This window comes from Methylophilales bacterium MBRSF5, from assembly GCA_001044335.1.
Classification (GTDB): domain Bacteria; phylum Pseudomonadota; class Gammaproteobacteria; order Burkholderiales; family Methylophilaceae; genus BACL14.
Genome location: CP011001.1, coordinates 845190 through 863447, shown reverse-complemented (window position 1 = coordinate 863447; position 18258 = coordinate 845190). Strand labels below are relative to the sequence as shown.

At 37.5% G+C, this 18258-nt stretch carries 20 protein-coding genes, 4 tRNA genes and 1 pseudogene; 20 read left to right on the top strand and 5 right to left on the bottom strand.

Translation table 11 applies throughout. The features are described 5' to 3' along the window. Window positions 1-12 precede the first annotated feature (12 nt). The 3 genes from UZ34_04680 to UZ34_04670 are packed head-to-tail and all read left to right on the top strand — an operon-like array spanning window position 13 to window position 1560. Complete coding sequence (locus tag UZ34_04680) at window positions 13-579, top strand: polyisoprenoid-binding protein (GenBank protein ID AKO65167.1); 567 nt, start codon at window positions 13-15, stop codon at window positions 577-579. Between the two features lies 1 nt (window position 580). Beyond that, window positions 581-1162 carry a nitroreductase gene (locus UZ34_04675; protein ID AKO64677.1) on the top strand — a complete coding sequence of 194 codons (582 nt, stop codon included), beginning with the start codon at window positions 581-583 and terminating at the stop codon, window positions 1160-1162. Window positions 1163-1182: 20 nt separating this feature from the next. Continuing rightward, complete coding sequence (locus UZ34_04670) at window positions 1183-1560, top strand: thioredoxin (GenBank protein AKO64676.1); 378 nt, start codon at window positions 1183-1185, stop codon at window positions 1558-1560. Here UZ34_04670 and UZ34_04665 read toward each other — a convergent pair. The 5 genes and pseudogenes from UZ34_04665 to UZ34_04645 form a co-directional block, all read right to left on the bottom strand. After that, window positions 1557-2297: pseudogene (locus tag UZ34_04665) on the bottom strand (hypothetical protein). The gene UZ34_04670 and the pseudogene UZ34_04665 overlap by 4 nt on opposite strands. 116 nt (window positions 2298-2413) lie before the next feature. Next, window positions 2414-3148, bottom strand: coding sequence for a stationary phase survival protein SurE (gene surE / locus UZ34_04660; GenBank protein ID AKO64675.1), 735 nt, complete (start codon window positions 3146-3148; stop codon window positions 2414-2416). Further along, window positions 3145-3459, bottom strand: a complete 315-nt coding sequence (locus tag UZ34_04655; GenBank protein ID AKO64674.1) for a hypothetical protein — start codon at window positions 3457-3459, stop codon at window positions 3145-3147. The genes surE and UZ34_04655 overlap by 4 nt, the downstream gene beginning before the upstream one ends. Beyond that, complete coding sequence (locus tag UZ34_04650; protein AKO64673.1) at window positions 3456-4013, bottom strand: NAD(P)H-quinone oxidoreductase; 558 nt, start codon at window positions 4011-4013, stop codon at window positions 3456-3458. The genes UZ34_04655 and UZ34_04650 overlap by 4 nt, the downstream gene beginning before the upstream one ends. Window positions 4014-4016: 3 nt before the next feature. After that, on the bottom strand, window positions 4017-5384 hold the full coding sequence (locus UZ34_04645) for an adenylosuccinate lyase (protein AKO64672.1): 1368 nt from the start codon (window positions 5382-5384) through the stop codon (window positions 4017-4019). A 149-nt stretch (window positions 5385-5533) separates the two neighbouring features. Between UZ34_04645 and UZ34_04640 the strand changes: the two genes are divergently transcribed. The 17 genes from UZ34_04640 to UZ34_04560 all read left to right on the top strand — a co-directional run bounded on the left by UZ34_04640 (window position 5534) and on the right by UZ34_04560 (window position 18256). Continuing rightward, window positions 5534-8098, top strand: a complete 2565-nt coding sequence (locus tag UZ34_04640) for a hypothetical protein (protein ID AKO65166.1) — start codon at window positions 5534-5536, stop codon at window positions 8096-8098. An 8-nt stretch (window positions 8099-8106) separates the two neighbouring features. After that, window positions 8107-8736, top strand: coding sequence for an SPO1 DNA polymerase (locus UZ34_04635; GenBank protein ID AKO64671.1), 630 nt, complete (start codon window positions 8107-8109; stop codon window positions 8734-8736). Window position 8737: 1 nt separating this feature from the next. After that, window positions 8738-8917, top strand: a complete 180-nt coding sequence (locus UZ34_04630) for a 4-oxalocrotonate tautomerase (GenBank protein ID AKO64670.1) — start codon at window positions 8738-8740, stop codon at window positions 8915-8917. A 4-nt stretch (window positions 8918-8921) separates the two neighbouring features. Further along, on the top strand, window positions 8922-10718 hold the full coding sequence (gene uvrC, locus UZ34_04625; GenBank protein AKO64669.1) for an excinuclease ABC subunit C: 1797 nt from the start codon (window positions 8922-8924) through the stop codon (window positions 10716-10718). Between the two features lie 3 nt (window positions 10719-10721). Continuing rightward, entirely contained in the window at window positions 10722-11273 is a 552-nt protein-coding gene (locus UZ34_04620; GenBank protein AKO64668.1) for a CDP-diacylglycerol--glycerol-3-phosphate 3-phosphatidyltransferase, read from the top strand. 64 nt (window positions 11274-11337) lie between these two features. Continuing rightward, window positions 11338-11413, top strand: a tRNA-Gly gene (locus UZ34_04615). 44 nt (window positions 11414-11457) lie between these two features. Then, window positions 11458-11531: transfer RNA gene (locus UZ34_04610), tRNA-Cys, on the top strand. A gap of 39 nt (window positions 11532-11570) precedes the next feature. Further along, a tRNA-Leu gene (locus UZ34_04605) sits at window positions 11571-11657 on the top strand. 157 nt (window positions 11658-11814) lie between these two features. After that, window positions 11815-12651 (top strand): hypothetical protein, encoded by an 837-nt coding sequence (locus UZ34_04600; protein ID AKO64667.1) that lies wholly within the window; start codon window positions 11815-11817, stop codon window positions 12649-12651. Further along, window positions 12647-14329, top strand: a complete 1683-nt coding sequence (locus UZ34_04595) for an exodeoxyribonuclease VII (GenBank protein ID AKO65165.1) — start codon at window positions 12647-12649, stop codon at window positions 14327-14329. Before UZ34_04600 ends, UZ34_04595 begins: the two co-directional genes overlap by 5 nt. Further along, a complete protein-coding gene (locus UZ34_04590; protein AKO64666.1) occupies window positions 14322-15101 on the top strand; it encodes a triosephosphate isomerase in 780 nt (259 codons plus the stop codon). Before UZ34_04595 ends, UZ34_04590 begins: the two co-directional genes overlap by 8 nt. A 19-nt stretch (window positions 15102-15120) precedes the next feature. Continuing rightward, on the top strand, window positions 15121-15477 hold the full coding sequence (locus tag UZ34_04585) for a secretion protein (protein ID AKO64665.1): 357 nt from the start codon (window positions 15121-15123) through the stop codon (window positions 15475-15477). Between the two features lie 5 nt (window positions 15478-15482). After that, window positions 15483-15567: transfer RNA gene (locus tag UZ34_04580), tRNA-Leu, on the top strand. Window positions 15568-15589: 22 nt separating this feature from the next. Further along, entirely contained in the window at window positions 15590-15946 is a 357-nt protein-coding gene (locus UZ34_04575; GenBank protein AKO64664.1) for an NADH-quinone oxidoreductase subunit A, read from the top strand. 3 nt (window positions 15947-15949) lie between these two features. Further along, a complete protein-coding gene (locus UZ34_04570) occupies window positions 15950-16426 on the top strand; it encodes an NADH dehydrogenase (protein AKO64663.1) in 477 nt (158 codons plus the stop codon). A gap of 17 nt (window positions 16427-16443) precedes the next feature. After that, window positions 16444-17010, top strand: a complete 567-nt coding sequence (locus UZ34_04565; protein AKO65164.1) for an NADH dehydrogenase — start codon at window positions 16444-16446, stop codon at window positions 17008-17010. Beyond that, window positions 17003-18256 carry an NADH dehydrogenase gene (locus UZ34_04560; GenBank protein AKO64662.1) on the top strand — a complete coding sequence of 418 codons (1254 nt, stop codon included), beginning with the start codon at window positions 17003-17005 and terminating at the stop codon, window positions 18254-18256. Before UZ34_04565 ends, UZ34_04560 begins: the two co-directional genes overlap by 8 nt. Window positions 18257-18258: the final 2 nt, after the last annotated feature.

Genomic DNA, 18258 nt, shown 5'->3' with positions numbered 1-18258 from the left:
ATGAGGGAAAAAGTGAAGCAACTCGTCTTTTTATTGGTTTTTATTTCATCATCTATTTTTGCCCAGTCCGGTACTTACAAGGTGGACCCTGAACATAGCTTTGCGAATTGGAAGATCCGTCACGTGGTCTCTAAAACATCAGGCACCATACCAGACATGACCGGAGAGATGATGATTAATCTGGATGACATGAGTCAATCAAAGATAAATGTGGAAATGAGTTTATTAAAGATTGATAGTGATCATAAGAAACGTGACAACCATATTCAGGAAAAGAAATTTTTAAACACCTCAGTTTTTCCAACAATCACATTTAATAGCACCAAGATTGTGATGCAAGATGATACAAATGGAGTGGTGTCTGGAACTTTAGCGATGGGTGGAGTTGAAAAAACACTGGATATCCCGTTTAAATTGCTTGGTTTTGGCGATGACCCTTGGGGTGGGTATCGCGTTGGACTGGAAGGAAATATTGATCTCAAAGCTTCTGATTTTGGCTACAGCTGGGGATTGAAAGAAAATAGCTCATTAGGTGATAAAATTGAGGTCAATTTATTGGTAGAAGGAATTAAGCAGTAACATGGAAAAGAAAGCACTGACACAAGCCCCCATTCATGATCTCATCGCTGACCGATGGAGTCCGCGTTCATTTGACCCCGAGTTCATTCTTGTCGATGATGACATACATTCACTCATGGAAGCTGCTCGTTGGGCACCATCCTGCCGTGGTGAACAGCCATGGAAATTTGTGTTGTTTAGTAAAAGGGATGCTACCATGTTTAGTCAGGCGTTGAATTGTTTATCCGTGTCCAATCAGGACTGGGCAATGGACGCAGCTCTACTCATCATTACTACCACCAACCGCTATTATCGACACAACGACCAAGAAAATGGATATGCCCATTATGACTTAGGTGCAGCGTCCGAAAATATTTGCCTTCAAGCGACCTCGATGGGTCTGGCGGCACATCAGATGGGCGGGTTTAGTAAAGATGATGCAAGGGAACTGGCGCAGGTTCCTGAAAATTATGATATTCTCTCGGTTATTGCAATTGGCAAACCTCTAAGTCTGGATCAAACACGAGAAGAATTAAAGGAGCGTGAAGGGGCTGCTCGAAACAGATTACCACTGGAAGAGATATTTAGCGTAAATAAATTTTAATAGAATATTAGGAAAATTCGATGGCAAAAGTATTAGAACTGACAACAAAAAATTTTAAAGACACGATAGAAAAAAATGATTTTGTGATCATTGACTTCTGGGCGCCTTGGTGTGAACCATGCAAAAATTTCACGCCAATTTTTGAAAAGGCAGCAGAAGCTAATAAAGATATCGTTTTTGGCATGGTGGATGTGGAACAACATCCAGAAATCGGTGAATACTTTGAAGTTGAAAAAATTCCTGGTTTATTAGTCGTTCGTGAAAAAGCTGGTATCCACGCTCAGGTCGGTGAAATTGGCGCACCGGCGTTTGATGAAATCATTAAGTGGGCCAGAGAATATGACATGACCGCAGTTCGTGATTATATTGATAAACAAGAACGCGGCGAATTTAATTAAGACTTAGATTTAAAGTAGTTCATTGGATTAACTGATAATCCACTTTTCCGAATCTCAAAATGTAAGTGTATTTTTCCATCATCGGTCTGACCCATGGTGGAAATGATCTCTCCAGAGCTAATTTTTTGACCCTCCGTGACCAGAAGTTCCCGGTTATGACCATACACGCTCAAGATATCGTCATCATGTTTTATGATGATGAGTTTGCCGTAACCCTTTAAATCTTCACCCGCATAAATGACTCGACCTTTGGCAATTGATTTGACCTCTTGACCGAGTGAACCTTCAATTAAAATTCCCTTCATACCATCATCAGGATTGAATTGTTGAGCCACATCTCCGTCAGTAGGCCACACAAAGCGATTAGCTAAAGACTCGGTATTTTTAGCAACGATCTCTTTGGTCTTTTTAACTGATTGAGTATTGTATATTTCTCGCGTGGCTACAGGTTCGTTAATCTCTATGGGCTCGCCAATATCATCTTGTGTTAATGCTTTTTCTTCTCGAACATCTTGCTCATCGTTGTCATTCAGCCGAGCAATCTCAACATTGTCTGATTTTGAGTCATCACTTTCGGAATTGGATTTGCTTTCATTTCTAAGTAAATCAAATCGAATCTCTTCGCCAGCGCTGATCTTGTATGGTTTTTTTATATTGTTAACCTCGGCAACATCCTTATAATCAAATCCACACTTAAGGCTCAGACTAAATATAGTGTCTCCCTTTTTTACAATGTAAACATCAGGGCATTTCTGAATCACATTTTTACTATTATCCACCGGCACTGGTAACTTTGAGGCGCATCCCTGAAAGAGACTGATTGTTAGAAGTAGCAAAAATAATTGTATTAATTTCATATTAAATTTTCTTTTAATAAATCCAATTTATTGAAGTTTGTTAGATCAGATATTATAGGAGAAATTGATATTTTTTCATTTTTAATTGCAAAAAAGTCTGTCCCGGGACCGCCATCATTGGGTTCACCTGCCGCCCCCACCCAATACATTAGCTTGTTATTTTGATTGGGATGATGGATGATCGGTTCAGCCTTGTGCCGCTTACCAAGACGGGTGATTTCTAATCCTTTCAGTTGATCGTAAGGTAAATCTGGAACGTTAATGTTTAGTAGCATTGATTGTTGTAAATCTTTTATTTTTGGAATCAGACCCAATACCACCTGCCCAGCAGTGGCATAGTATTTTGGATCGTATTGGGACATGGAGACCGCTAGCGATGGAATGTCTAATAGATAACCTTCCATGGCTGCCGCTACTGTGCCAGAATAGATCGTATCATCACCCATATTAGGTCCATCATTAATTCCGGATATGACCATGTCAGGTTTAAATTTTAAAAAACCAGACAATGCAATATGTACACAATCGGTTGGTGTGCCATTGATATAGTAGATATTTTTTTTATGCTCCGTGATAGTCAGAGGGTTTTTAAGAGTTAATGAGCTACTAGAAGCACTTTTATTTTCTTCCGGAGCAACAATCACCACTTCTCCGATAGAAGAGAGGGTGTGGGCTAATTCATTTATTCCGGGAGCGAAATACCCATCATCGTTGGATAGTAAGAATTTCATTTTTTAAAAATCAATATACTGGTAAAGAAAAAAACTACAGTCAAAATAACCTCGGTAATTGCAAATAACTGGCTTGGGATAGTCTCCGACCATGCCCTGACAACTCCCTCAATAAAAAATAAAATGATTATAAAGTTTATCCATTCCAGGGTATATAAATTTTTCTTGATCAGTTGTCTCAGTGGTAAAAGTAAAATCACCGCCTTAATGACCATCCACGATGATTGGCCTGAAGGGGTATAAAAAAGCTCCCACAGCAATGTGTTAAATATCAAGGCAACGTAAGATAAAAGGTTGACCCAAACGATCATGATCGAATTTTGATGGTTAATTCAGCGAGTCTTTTACCCTGGGCGTAAGCTATTTTTTCTTCCACGGGCGTGACTGCCTGATCACCCACATGGCTAGCACCATAAGGTGTGCCGCCATCTTTTGTGATATTTAATTCTTTGACTGAATATGGAACGCCCATAATCATCATACCAAGATGCTGCAGGGGTATTTGCATACTTAGTAAGGTAGCTTCATTGCCTCCATGAAGAGAATGAGAAGAGGTGAATACGGTTCCAACTTTTGTTTCAAGGCTACCCTTAAACCAAAGCGGTGTCAGCTCATCAATGAAATTCTTCATTGCTCCTGACATGTTACCAAAATGAGTCGGGCTGCCGAGGGCTAGCCCATCACATTCTTCTATTTCAGAGAGTTTGATTTCCGGCGCAAACAAATTATTTTTAGGTTTATTGTTAGGGACAGTTCTTAACTTTGCTTCTGCACCGGTGACGGAATTTACTCCACGAGCAATTTGTTGAGCCAGTTTATGAACCGAACCATCCTGCGAACAATAGAGAACTAATATATCAACCATCTTTTAAGATTTTTTTGCCAGTTTGTTGGCTAATCCAATGTAGTTTTCAGGTCTTAAGTTTATTAGATCTTTTTTTGCCTTTTGCGGAATATCTAAGTTTTGAATAAATGAATGCAACACTTCCTCGTTAATATGTTGGTTGCCACGAGTTAATGCTTTTAATTTCTCGTAAGGCTCAGGAATGCCATAACGACGCATCACTGTTTGTATTGGTTCTGCTAGCACTTCCCAGGCATGATTCAGGTCGTCATAAATAACTTGTTTGTTAATTTCTAATTTATTCAGACCTTTCAGACAAGAATTGATGGCTAAGCCATGGTAGCCAAAACCCACTCCGATATTTCTAAGAACTGTTGAGTCACTCAAATCTCTTTGCCATCTGGAGATTGGTAATTTTTCACTCAAGTGATTCAGGATCGAATTACTTAAGCCTAAGTTTCCTTCGGAATTTTCAAAATCTATCGGGTTGACCTTATGCGGCATGGTAGATGAGCCTACCTCATTTTTCTTTAACTTTTGTTTAAAGTAACCCAAAGAAATATAGCCCCATAAGTCACGATTAAAATCGATCAGAATGGTATTAGTACGAGCTATGGCATTAAAAATTTCTGATAAAAAGTCGTGTGGCTCAATTTGGGTTGTCATTGGATTGTATGTCAGCCCCAGAGATTTGATGAAGTCTTTGGAATGTTGTTCCCAATTGACTTCGGGGTAAGCAACAACATGCGCATTAAAGTTACCGACGGCCCCATTAATTTTTCCTAAATATTCTTGTTTTGCTAGCTGATTTATTTGTCTTTTCAATCTTGCTGCAACGTTTGCAAATTCTTTTCCCATGGTGGTTGGGCTAGCCGATTGACCGTGGGTTCTAGCAAGTATTGCGATGGTTGCATACTGTTTTGCATAGGATTGAATCTTTAAATATATTTCATTGAGTCCAGGCAGGGTATTTTCATTGACAGCCCGTTTTGTCATTAACGCATATGAGAGATTATTAATATCTTCCGAGGTGCAGGCAAAATGAATAAATTCTAAATACGGGGCAACATCTTTCTGTTTTTTTAAAGTTTTTTTCAGCCAGTATTCCACCGCCTTCACATCATGGTTGGTGATAGATTCAATCTGTTTAATTTCAGTAGCGTCTTTTTCAGAAAATTTATCAATAACGGACAGCATCTTTTTTTGAGCACTTGCATTGAATTTTTTCACCTCTTTGATTTTTGGATTATTACCAAGACTGATCAGCCAATGTATCTCTACTTCAACTCGAGTTTTAATTAAACCAAACTCACTCAAGTGATTGCGTAAAGAATCAATTTGCTTAGCGTATCTTCCATCAAGAGGTGAGATATTCAGAAGAGGTGTGGCCATAATAATTTAGTTAAGTCTCAGTTATTAAAGTCATATTTTACCTTACTTGCTTGGTGATGAGGCATTGTTGATAAAGAAAGTTTTTGGGAAATTAAAATATTTGCTCTAAAATAATGTTTTGACATGCGAACACAATAAACTTATTTATGATTTTAGATACCTATAAAACCCACACCAACGAAAGAAAAAAAGAACAACTCCCCCCATTGCCTCTTAACCCTCAGCAAACAGCAGATTTAATAGAATACCTAAAAGACGAGACCCATCAAGATCTTAATGAAGCTCTCAATCTTCTTTTAAATAAAGTTCCAGCAGGCGTTGATCAATCCGCTTATATCAAAGCGGGTTTTTTAAATGACATTGCAAATAAGAAAATCACCTCAAGTGTCATATCGCCAGAAAAAGCAATTCAAGTATTAGGGACGATGTTGGGTGGATATAATGTACAGGCTTTAGTTCCACTATTGGATAGTGAATTTGCTGATGAGGCAGTGAAAGCATTATCAAAAATAACTTTAGTCTTTGATGCATTTCATGATGTGGTTGAAAAACATAATTCGGGAAATATATCTGCTACACAATTGCTTGAATCATGGGCTCAGGCAGATTGGTTTACTAGTAAAAATGAATTACCAAATGAAATAAAACTCACTGTATTCAAGGTGGATGGTGAAACCAATACAGATGATTTATCACCAGCACAAAATGCCTGGTCACGTGCAGACATTCCATTGCATGCGCAATCTATGCTTATTAATAAAATGCCTGAGGGCTTGCAATTAATTGAAGATCTAAAAAAATTAGGTAATCCTTTGGTGTATGTGGGAGATGTGGTTGGTACTGGCTCATCAAGAAAATCTGCAATTAATTCATTGCAGTGGCATATGGGAAATGAAATTCCATTTATCCCCAACAAACACTCGGGTGGATATGTGTTTGGAAGTAAGATTGCTCCAATTTTCTTCAATACTGCGGAAGACTCAGGAGCATTGCCAATTGAATGTGATGTCTCAAACCTAAATAATGGCGATGAAATCATTTTAAAAATTAACGACAAAATCATTTGTGATCTATCAGGAAACACGCTTGTCTCATTCGAACATAATCCGCCCACAATTCTTGACGAGGTTCGTGCTGGAGGAAGAATTCCGCTCATTATCGGTCGTGGCTTGTCTGATAAATCAGCTGATATTTTAGGTGTTGATAAGCCTACAATTTTTGTCAGCAACATCAGCGAAAATAAGGACACACAACATGGGTATACTCTGGCACAAAAGATGGTGGGCAGAGCATGCGGTGTGGAGGGAGTCTTGCCAGGCACCTACTGTGAACCAAAAATTACATCGGTTGGATCTCAGGATACAACTGGAGCAATGACTCGAGATGAATTAAAGGAACTGGCTTGTTTAGGTTTTAGCGCAGACCTTGTTATGCAAAGTTTTTGTCATACTGCTGCTTATCCAAAACCAGTGGATATTGATCTGCAACATACTTTGCCAGACTTTATCAGTAGTCGGGGAGGGGTGTCTTTAAAAGCAGGTGATGGGGTTATTCATTCTTGGTTAAACCGAATGATTCTTCCTGATACAGTCGGTACCGGTGGGGATTCACATACAAGATTTCCAATCGGTATTTCATTCCCAGCAGGTTCGGGTTTAGTGGCTTTTGCAGCTGCACTAGGTGTCATGCCGCTGGATATGCCTGAGTCTGTTTTGGTGAGATTCAAAGGCACAATGCAGCCAGGAATCACTCTGAGAGATTTAGTCAATGCCATTCCATACCAGGCAATAAAAAATGGTGAATTAACAGTGGCTAAACAAGGTAAGAAAAATATTTTTAATGGCAGAATTTTGGAGATTGAGGGCTTACCCGATTTGAAAGTAGAGCAGGCCTTTGAGTTTGCTGATGCGTCGGCTGAACGTTCTGCTAATGGATGTACTGTCAGATTAAATAAGGAACCTATTATTGAGTATCTTGAGTCGAATATTGCATTGATGCAAAACCTAATTGCACAAGGCTACGAAGATCAACGAACCCTTGAGCGAAGAATTCAGAGCATGCAAGGTTGGTTGAAAAACCCAGAACTTCTTGAGCCTGATGACGATGCAAAATACGCTTCTATTATTGAGATTGATTTGAATGAAATTACAGAGCCTTTAATTGCCTGTCCAAATGATCCAGATAACATTAAAACTTTATCTGAAATTCAAAACAATAAGATAGATGAAGTTTTCATAGGAAGTTGTATGACTAATATTGGGCATTATCGTGCCGCAGGAAAAGTATTGGAAAACCAAGGAGCAATATCGACAAGATTATGGGTTGCTCCACCTACACGGATGGATGAGGTTCAGTTAAGAAAAGAAGGATACTACTCTGTATTCGGTCAAGCTGGAGCACGAACTGAGTTACCAGGATGTAGTTTGTGTATGGGTAATCAGGCCCGTGTTGAAAATGATGCTCATGTCTTTTCGACGAGCACTCGAAACTTTGATAATCGAATGGGTAAGGGTGCACAGGTGTATTTAGGCTCAGCAGAACTGGCAGCTGTGTGTGCATTATTGGGAAAAATCCCAACGGTTGAAGAGTATCACCAGATTGTGAAAGAAAAGATCTCACCTATTGAGGATAACATTTATCAATACCTAAATTTCCATTTAATGGATGACTATGCGGGCGATAAAAAAGTTATTGGGATTGCTGCAGCAAGTTAATTGATATTATGCAATTTGATCCTAATTGCAAAAAATGTCCAAGGCTAACAAATTTTTTAGATAAGGTCAGTCAATCCAATCCGGACTACCATTGTCGTCCAGTAGCACCTTTTGGGGACATGAGTCCTCAGTTTTTAATTGTTGGACTTGCTCCAGGAATGCATGGTGCCAATAAAACTGGCCGACCCTTTACGGGCGACTATGCTGGTATTCTTCTGTATGAGACCCTTAATAAATTCGGTTTTTCCTCTTCGCCAGAATCCATCTCTGTAAAAGATGGGTTACAACTTTTTGGTGTTCGCATTACCAACGCAGTGAAATGTTTACCCCCAGAAAACAAGCCTACGACAAGTGAAATCAAACAATGCAACAATTACCTCGCTACTGAGATCAAAGAAATTAAAAATAAATTAATAATTTTGGCACTTGGGAAAATTGCACATGAGGCGGTGTTAACCTCTCAACAGTTAACAAAAAATTATTTTAAATTCAGCCATGGTGCAAGACACATAATATCGGATCAGCAAATATTGTATGATAGTTATCACTGCAGTCGTTACAACACGCAGACAAAAAGATTAACTCAATCAATGTTTGAAGATGTTTTTTTTAAAATTAAAACAGAAATGGAGAACTAAAATGCCTTACATTAACGTCAAGTTAGCTGGATCAATTAATAAAGAACAAAAAGCAGAAATTGCTAAAGAAATAACCGACACAATGTCTAGAATAGCGAATAAGCCGGCATCATATACTTATGTAGTATTTGACGAAGTTGCCACAGAAGATTGGGCCATTGGAGGAAATTTGCTCGGCTAACAATGTGGAAGACATAAAAAATTTTATTAAGACATTACCAACTCATCCCGGCATTTATCGCATGGTGGATGCAAAGGATAAGGTTATATATGTTGGCAAGGCAAAGAATCTAAAAAAAAGAGTTGCCAGTTATTTTAATAAAAACATTCCCAGTCCTCGAACTAGGTTGATGGTCTCGCATATCCAATCGATTCAATACACGGTGACGAACACCGAGGCCGAAGCTTTAATTCTGGAAAATAATCTAATCAAGGAATTAATGCCTCGTTACAATGTTATTTTTAGGGATGATAAATCGTATCCCTATTTAATGATGACATCCCATGCCTTTCCAATGCTCAAGTTTCATCGGGGAGTACAAAAAAAAGGAAATAAATATTTTGGGCCGTTTCCAAATTCAAATGCGGTTCGGGAGAGTATTCAATTATTACAAAAAGTTTTTCTTCTGAGAAATTGCGATGATTCAACTTTTAATAATCGGGTTCGTCCATGTTTACAACATCAAATTAAACGATGCACAGCTCCATGCGTAAAATTGATCGATGAAAAATCTTATAATGAGGATTGTCGTCAAGCTGAACTGTTTCTTCTAGGAAAAGATAATGAAGTGGTTGAACAAATGACGGAACATATGAACATCGCAGCGGAAAATGAGGAATACGAAAGAGCAGCCGTTTTCCGTGACCGCATTCAAAGCCTGAGACAGGTTAGGTTAAAACAGTTCGTCAGTGATTTTAGTGAAAATGATGCTGACATTATTGCCTTGGCTGAGGAGTCAGGGATGGTGTGTATTAATTTAGTCATGATACGCGGCGGAAGACATTTGGGTGACAAGACCTTCTTCCCAAAAAATGCGAATGACTCTGAAAGTAATTTTACTGAGATTTTTTTATGTCAACACTATGATGAACAGATACCACCGCCAGTAATTGTCACAGAAGGAATTTTTGACAAAGATTTAGTGAACTCATTCTTCAACCTTAAATTTCCTGATAAAAAATTTAAGATTATTTCGAAAGCAACGGGTGACAAAAGAATGTGGTTAAAGATGGCAAAAAGAAACGCGATGATCAATGTTAGACAAAAAAATCTGCTTGAGTCAGGTAAGGCCGACAAGATTGAGTCCTTAAGAAAGCTCCTCGATATGCCAGATTTAAATCGTATTGAATGTTTTGATATTAGCCATACCATGGGTAACCAAACGATTGCTTCATGCGTGGTTTATGACGATTTAGGGATGCAAAATAAGGAGTACAGAAGATTTAATATCAATGACATTACCCCGGGTGATGATTACGCCGCGATGTATCAAGTGCTAGAGAGGCGGGTCAAAAGAATTATAAATGAGGAGCAGACAAAACCTGACATGATGTTGATCGATGGCGGTAAAGGTCAATTAAAAATGGCTCTTGAAGTTTTCGATAAATATAATGTTGTAGGTATTCGTCTTGTTTCAATAGCAAAAGGTGAAGGAAGAAAGTCAGGACTGGAGTCATTAATCCTTGATGATGGGGAGATTCTCAACGATATCCCAAAAAATAACATCGGCTTTCATTTGTTGCAACACATTAGGGATGAAGCACATCGTTTTGCAATTACTGGGCATAGACAAAAAAGGGCTAAAACAAATCTTTCATCATCTCTTGAGGAAATTGAGGGCATAGGACCTAAAAAAAGAAAAGCCTTACTTGTGTATTTTGGTGGTCTTGATGGTATCAGAAATGCCTCTGTTGAGGAATTGTCTCAAGTCACAGGCGTCGATCAAAAGCTTGCTGAGATTGTTTATAACTTTTATCATTAAAGTATGAATCTCCCAAATTACATTTCATTATTTCGAATTATTCTGATTCCTTTTTTAATTCTGATCTTTTATCTTCCTCATTCTGTTATAGGTAATTTTGATAAAAATTTAATCGCTACCGGCCTATTTATCCTTGCTGGAATAAGCGACTGGCTAGATGGATTCTTAGCAAGAAAGTTACAGCTAGAATCGAAGTTCGGAGCTTTTATTGATCCAGTTGCAGATAAATTAATAGTGATCGCATCGTTAGTGTTATTGGTTGAGTTGGATCGGATCAGTGCATTAATTGCAATTATCATCATAGGTAGGGAGGTTGCTGTCAGTGCTTTAAGAGAATGGATGGCCGGTATTGGAAGTGCTGGGAGTGTTGCGGTTGCCTTTGTCGGTAAATTAAAAACGACTATTCAGTTTGTTGCGATAACTTTGTTGTTGTATTTTGAGGATATTTATCTTATTCCAACTCGACTGCTTGGTGAAATAGCAATTAATCTTGCAGCAATTCTCACCATTATTTCTATGTTGTATTATCTGAAAAAAGCATTTGCCAGGAATTAAACTAAATCATTTCTTCGCTGAGATTGACATCACTTAAAAAAAAGCTAAAATACTGCTTCTGTTTGCGTGAATAGCTCAGCTGGTAGAGCGCAACCTTGCCAAGGTTGAGGTCGCGAGTTCGAACCTCGTTTCACGCTCCAAATTTTTTTTATAAAGGGGAGACAAAGCTCCCCTTTTATATTTTGGCGCGTTAGCAAAGTGGTTATGCAGAGGCCTGCAAAGCCTTAGACGCCGGTTCGATTCCGGCACGCGCCTCCATTCTTTTTTATAAAGGATGATGATAGAATACGTTTCGTTGCCCGGGTGGTGAAATTGGTAGACACAAGAGACTTAAAATCTCTCGATCTTACGATCGTGCCGGTTCGATTCCGGCCCCGGGCACCACTTTTAATCTTTAGTTGTCATGAGCGAAAAAGAATTAAAAAAAATTAATCAAAATTTACAAGCAATTTTAAAAACTTTAAAAATAGTTTTTTTCCTCATTGCTTTTTTTGCATTCTTATATTTTTCATTATTAATTTACTTGTTTGTTAGTGGATAATTGAAAAGCTTTGTTTTAATAAATCAACCTTCTCAAGAAATAATCGATTCTCTTTATCATTGGCGCAATAGATTTCAGATAAAAAAAAATTCTACTGACCTACCCACTATCTACAGTGATTTACTCATAGATGATGAGGTAGGGGTGTTACCATCAGGAATTATTAAAAATCTTGAAGTTGAAAATCATTGGGTTTATTTGGCCTTACCTGCAAACTTTGAACTTCAGAGAGATTCATTTATTTTTACTGGTTTAAAAAATGCTTCAAAAAACTTACTGTCAATATATTCTCGATTTATAAAAAGTGAACTGGACAAAAATCTTTTTGATTTTCAAAACATTGGAAAATTTATGTTTTTGTTATCTAAAAGTAATTTAGATTTTTGTTATAACTCAATTCATGATTTAACAAAGAATCCCTATTGCATTAATGAGCATAGTTCAATTTCACATAAAGTTTTTTTTAATGATATCTCAATGCTCACTCATGCATTTTTTCTTAAAAATGAAATTAATCAACCATTTAATAATTTAATATTTTTAAAAGTTGGTCTTTATTCTGATCAAAAAAATAAGATGACTGTATTTTCTGATGATGATGATTTCCCAGGCATAGATTGCAATCAAATAAGGGATAAAAAATTTGAAGATTCAGATAAGTTTATTATTTTTGGAGCACATTCCAATGAGCAGTTTGAAACTTATTTGAAAAAAAATATTAACGACATTGAAAAATTAATTTTAGTTGTTGACGACATATCTTATACATTAGAAAAAACAAATAGATTTATTAATTTTTTTAACGGGTCAAGAAAATTCTGGAATGAAATTAATTAATAAAAAAATTGATGAAAGCATCAAACAACAACTCATCAATTCTGGACGTCATCCTTTAGTTTCACAAATCTTGGCCGCTAGAAACATTTCTTCTTCTAAAGATGTTGAATACCCAATTGAACAGCTTCTTTCCCCAAATAAACTTTTAAACTGCAATGAAGCAGCAGATTTTCTTTCTGATGCCATTCATAAACAAAAAAAAATTACCATTGTCGGTGATTATGATGCAGATGGAGCCTCAGGCTCATCAGTAGCAATACTTGGATTTAGGCTGCTAGGTATTGAAGTTGATTTTTTAATCCCTTCTCGTTTTAAAAATGGGTATGGATTATCTAGTGAGATTGTAGATATGGCGAACACAAAAAAGACAGATATCATAATTACTGTCGATAATGGAATTGCCAGCTTTGAGGGTATAAGCCATGCCAATGACTTTGGGATTGATGTGATCGTGACAGACCATCATTTACAAGCTGAGAATTTACCCGATGCAAAATTTATTATTAATCCTAATCAAAAAAAATGTAGCTTTCCAAGTAAAAATTTATGTGGGGCAGGAGTGGTTTTTTATTTATTGATCGCAATAAGAAAAAAGCTACGTGATCAGAACTATTTTGATAATTTGAATCTAGACGAGCCAAACCTCATGCAACTTCTTGATTTGGTTGCATTGGCTACCATTGCCGATATGGTGAATATGGATTTTAACAATCGTTTGCTTGTCCATCATGGTTTAAGAGTGATTCGATCTCAACAATGTAATTTAGGTTTAAAAAAATTATTCCAACTGACTAATAAATCTCACTTAACTGCATTAACGAGTGACCTCAGCTTTGTGATTGCACCAAAAATTAATGCAGCAGGAAGAATGGATGATATGAGTCTTGGCGTCGCTTGCCTTACAGCTACAAATGAAAATGAAGCACATGAGTATGCCAGGCAGTTAATTGAGTTTAATTTTCAACGAAAAAAAACCGAAGCTGACATGCAGGAAGATGCTCAAGCAATCATGCGTGGATTTAATAATAACAACAAAACAATTTGTTTGTTTAATGAAAAATGGCATCAGGGTGTAATAGGTATTCTCGCATCACGACTGAAGGAAAATTTCTATCGTCCAGTTATTATTTTTGCTCAAGATGAATCAGGATATCTCAAAGGGTCTGCACGCTCAATTGAGGGATTTCATGTTAGGGATGCGATTGATCTTGTGGTAAAAAAAAATCCCGAAGCAGTTGTTACTTTTGGAGGTCACGCAATGGCCGCCGGCTTGACCATTAAAAAAGATCGTTTTGACAGTTTTGTACAATCTTTTGAGGAAGTTGCTGAATCCATTTTAAAGCCTGAGGACTTAAGTGAAATTATTGAGGTGGATGATAGTATTTTGCAAGATAATATTAACGTTCATATTATTGATGAAATTAATCAGTTGGAGTGGGGAAATGGTTTTCAAAGACCATTATTTACAGACACATTTGATTGTGTTGATCAAGAGTTAATCAAAGACCTTCACACTAAATTAAACTTAACTAAACATAATCAAACATTTGAGGGTATCTTTTTTAACTATCAAGAATCAATCCCAGATAGAGTAAAATGCTTATATTCAGTTGAAACTAACAAGTTTAATAATGCAAATAAAGTAACTTTAAATATAAAAAAAATTATCCATGAGTAAAAAAATTATCATTGCAAATTTAAAAATGTATGGTTCCTCCTCATTTTATGAAGATTTGTTTGCACAAGTGAAATCTGCTCACCAACAATTAGCAGCAAATGATGTTGAGATTGTCATGTGTATTCCATACCCATACCTTTTTTTGGCAGAAAAAATTTTTGCAAATAGTGCAATTTCTTGGGGTTCACAAAATGTTGCTAAAGATATTGAAGGTCCATTTACTGGCGAGGTGAGTGTAACAATGCTGACAGATTTTTCCTCACAGTATGCCATTATTGGTCACTCAGAAAGAAATACAGCTTATTGTGAATCAGATTTAAACATTGCAGAGAAATTTAAGAGATTAAAAGACCACCATGTCAGACCAATTCTATGTGTTGGGGAAACTCTGATTGAGAGGGAAGCTGGTATGGAAAAAAAAGTGGTCCAAGCGCAGCTGGAGACAATCTTGAGCAATGGGCCAGAAATATTTACGGATTCTGTTGTAGCTTATGAGCCAATATGGGCAATTGGAAGCGATATGGCGGCATCACCTGAGCAGGCTCAAAATATGTGTTCTTTTATTAAAGATTTTATTCACTCTGAAGTGCTCACTAACGGTAATGATGATCAGAAAAAAATACCTCTAAAAGTAGTATATGGAGGCAGCGTAAATGAGAAAAATACGTTACAATTACTGTCTTTAGATGAGGTTGATGGAGCACTAATAGGCAGGTGCTCATTAAGTGCTGATAAATTTATTCAGATCTGTAACTTGGCTCATCAAATTTAAACTTTTTTAAATAAATTCTATGGAAACAATATTAATTATCTTGCACTTATTAGCAAGTATCGGTGTTATTGGTTTGGTTTTACTGCAAAATGGCAAAGGTGCAGATGCTGGATCAGCTTTTGGCGGTGGTAATTCAAGTGGTTCTTTTGGGATCCAAGGTTCATCAAATTTTATGACTAAAGCAACAGCTTTTTGTGTAACTCTGTTTTTTATCACCAGCATTAGTCTTGCTCTTGTCGCAAGCAATAAGCATGGTGATAGAAGTGTTGTAGATGCATCCTCTATAGATACAATTGATACTTTGGACGATGGAAACTCTTTTGATGATGTTCAGTCAGAAGACTTGAGTGAGGAGCTCTCAGACATCCCTGATTAGTTTTTGCCGTCGTGGTGGAATTGGTAGACACGCTATCTTGAGGGGGTAGTGACGAAAGTCGTGAGAGTTCGAGTCTCTCCGACGGCACCATTAAATTAAACGATAGGTTTTGATGTTAGATTCATATTTTCCGGTTTTACTATTTATTCTTGTTGGCTTGGGTGTTGGCATAGGCCCCCTTGTCCTTGGAAAAATACTAGCACCTCATCAACCTAACGATCAAAAAAATTCACCCTACGAATGTGGTTTCGAAGCATTTGAGGATGCAAGAATGAAGTTTGATGTTCGATACTACCTAGTGGCTATTTTGTTCATTCTTTTTGATTTAGAAATTACTTTTCTTTTTCCATGGGCAGTTGTGCTTGATACGCTGGGTCTGCAAGGATTTATAGTTATGATGATTTTTTTGGGCATTCTAGTTGTCGGATTTATATATGAATGGAAAAAGGGTGCATTGGATTGGGAATAAGTAATGAGTCTTGATGGTCTATTAGAAAAAGGGTTTGTTACCACAAACCTTGATACCTTAATTAACTATACACGCACAAATTCAATGTGGCCCATGACCTTTGGGTTAGCATGTTGTGCTGTAGAAATGATGCATGCAGGCGCATCACGATATGACTTGGATCGTTTTGGTATGGTTTTCAGACCGAGTCCGCGTCAGTCAGATTTGATGATCGTTGCAGGAACATTGGTAAATAAGATGGCACCTGCGTTAAGAAAAGTCTATGATCAGATGCCCGATCCTAAATGGGTAATATCGATGGGCTCTTGTGCTAATGGCGGAGGCTATTATCATTACTCTTACTCCGTGGTGCGAGGTTGCGACCGTATTGTTCCAGTTGATGTTTATGTTCCTGGATGCCCACCCACTGCAGAGGCGCTTATGTTTGGTTTACTTCAACTACAAAAGAAAATTAAAAGGACCAATACAATCGCACGATGAGTGATCTTAATAAACTAATATCCAATCTAAAATCAACTTTTCCTCAAGCTGTCGTAAATAAACAATTTGATGAGGCAACCTTATCGATTTATGGAAATGAAATCATTAAGACATTAAAGAAATTAAAAACAGGCGCACAATTTAAGTTTTTGCAATTAATTGATATTGCTGCAGTAGACTATTCCCAGTATCCACAAAAACTTTTTGATAATAATCGTTACGCTGCGGTTTACCATTTATTATCTATAAAAAACAACCAACGTTTGCGAGTCAGGGCATTTGTTGAGGATAATAATTTTCCTGTTATAGAGACGGCCACAACCGTCTATGCTAATGCGGATTGGTATGAACGTGAAGCCTTTGATTTGTTTGGAGTTATGTTTTTAAATCACCCTGACCTTCGTAGAATATTGACTGATTACGGGTTTATTGGACACCCATTTAGAAAAGATTTTCCAATGATCGGTAATGTTGAGATGCGTTACGATCCTGAACAAAAAAGAGTGATTTACCAACCAGTCACAATAGAGTCGCGTAACAATATCCCTCGCGTAATTGATGAGGAGGGGTTCCGTAATGGCTGAAATTAAAAATTACACAATGAACTTTGGCCCTCAACACCCAGCAGCGCATGGAGTGCTCAGGCTTGTTTTGGAGTTGGATGGGGAGGTTATTCAAAGAGCTGATCCTCATATTGGTTTATTACATCGAGCGACAGAGAAGCTTGCAGAAAATCGTACATACATTCAATCAGTTCCTTATATGGATCGATTAGATTATGTGTCCATGATGATGAATGAGCATGCTTACGTTATGGCAATTGAAAAAATGTTAAATTTAAAGGTTCCTGTTCGTGCTCAATACATCAGAGTGTTGTTCGATGAGATTACAAGGTTGTTGAATCATTTATTGTGGCTTGGCTGTCATGCACTCGATGTTGGAGCAATGTCGGTTTTCTTATATACCTTCAGAGAGCGTGAAGACTTATTTGATTGTTATGAAGCTGTCTCTGGAGCAAGAATGCATGCTGCCTATTATCGTCCGGGTGGTGTCTACAGAGATTTACCAGATCATATGCCGCAGTATCAAAATACCCGTTTTTCAAGACCCTCTGAGACACATAAGTTAAATGAAAATCGGCAAGGGTCTCTGCTTGATTTTATTGAGGATTTTGCCACGCGCTTTCCTGGATATATTGATGAGTATGAAACACTTCTAACGGACAACCGTATTTGGAAACAAAGAACTGTTGGTATCGGCGTAGTATCTCCTGAGCGTGCAATTGAGCTTGGTTTTACAGGTCCTATGTTAAGAGGTTCTGGAATTGAGTGGGATTTAAGAAAAAAACAACCTTATGAAGTTTACGATAAATTAGATTTTGACATTCCTGTTGGAGTTGAAGGGGATTGTTATGATCGCTACCTGGTTCGAATTGAAGAAATGAGACAGTCTGTTCATCTTATAAAACAGTGCACAAAATGGCTTAGAGAAAACTCAGGTCCAGTTATTTCAGATAATCAAAAATTTGCACCACCCAAACGTACAGACATGAAAGAAGATATGGAGTCTATGATTCATCATTTTAAATTGTTCACAGAGGGGTTTCATCTTCCTAAGGGAGAGGCTTATGCCGCGGTGGAGCATCCCAAGGGAGAGTTCGGAATTTATATGGTTTCTGATGGAGCAAATAAACCATACCGTTTAAAAATCAGAGCACCAGGATTTGCACATCTTGCGTCTTTAGATGAGATGACTAAAGGGCACATGATTTCTGACCTGGTAGCAATTATTGGGACTCAAGATATTGTATTTGGGGAAATTGATCGTTAGGC

Bases quoted from the DNA above. Each gene is read 5' to 3' on its own strand.
- UZ34_04675 (AKO64677.1), top strand. From the start codon at position 581: ATGGAAAAGAAAGCACTGACACAAGCCCCCATTCATGATCTCATCGCT.
- UZ34_04670 (AKO64676.1), top strand. From the start codon at position 1,183: ATGGCAAAAGTATTAGAACTGACAACAAAAAATTTTAAAGACACGATA.
- surE (AKO64675.1), bottom strand. From the start codon at position 3,148: ATGAAATTCTTACTATCCAACGATGATGGGTATTTCGCTCCCGGAATA.
- UZ34_04655 (AKO64674.1), bottom strand. From the start codon at position 3,459: ATGATCGTTTGGGTCAACCTTTTATCTTACGTTGCCTTGATATTTAAC.
- UZ34_04650 (AKO64673.1), bottom strand. From the start codon at position 4,013: ATGGTTGATATATTAGTTCTCTATTGTTCGCAGGATGGTTCGGTTCAT.
- UZ34_04645 (AKO64672.1), bottom strand. From the start codon at position 5,384: ATGGCCACACCTCTTCTGAATATCTCACCTCTTGATGGAAGATACGCT.
- UZ34_04635 (AKO64671.1), top strand. From the start codon at position 8,107: ATGCAATTTGATCCTAATTGCAAAAAATGTCCAAGGCTAACAAATTTT.
- UZ34_04630 (AKO64670.1), top strand. From the start codon at position 8,738: ATGCCTTACATTAACGTCAAGTTAGCTGGATCAATTAATAAAGAACAA.
- UZ34_04620 (AKO64668.1), top strand. From the start codon at position 10,722: ATGAATCTCCCAAATTACATTTCATTATTTCGAATTATTCTGATTCCT.
- UZ34_04590 (AKO64666.1), top strand. From the start codon at position 14,322: ATGAGTAAAAAAATTATCATTGCAAATTTAAAAATGTATGGTTCCTCC.
- UZ34_04585 (AKO64665.1), top strand. From the start codon at position 15,121: ATGGAAACAATATTAATTATCTTGCACTTATTAGCAAGTATCGGTGTT.
- UZ34_04575 (AKO64664.1), top strand. From the start codon at position 15,590: ATGTTAGATTCATATTTTCCGGTTTTACTATTTATTCTTGTTGGCTTG.
- UZ34_04570 (AKO64663.1), top strand. From the start codon at position 15,950: ATGAGTCTTGATGGTCTATTAGAAAAAGGGTTTGTTACCACAAACCTT.
- UZ34_04560 (AKO64662.1), top strand. From the start codon at position 17,003: ATGGCTGAAATTAAAAATTACACAATGAACTTTGGCCCTCAACACCCA.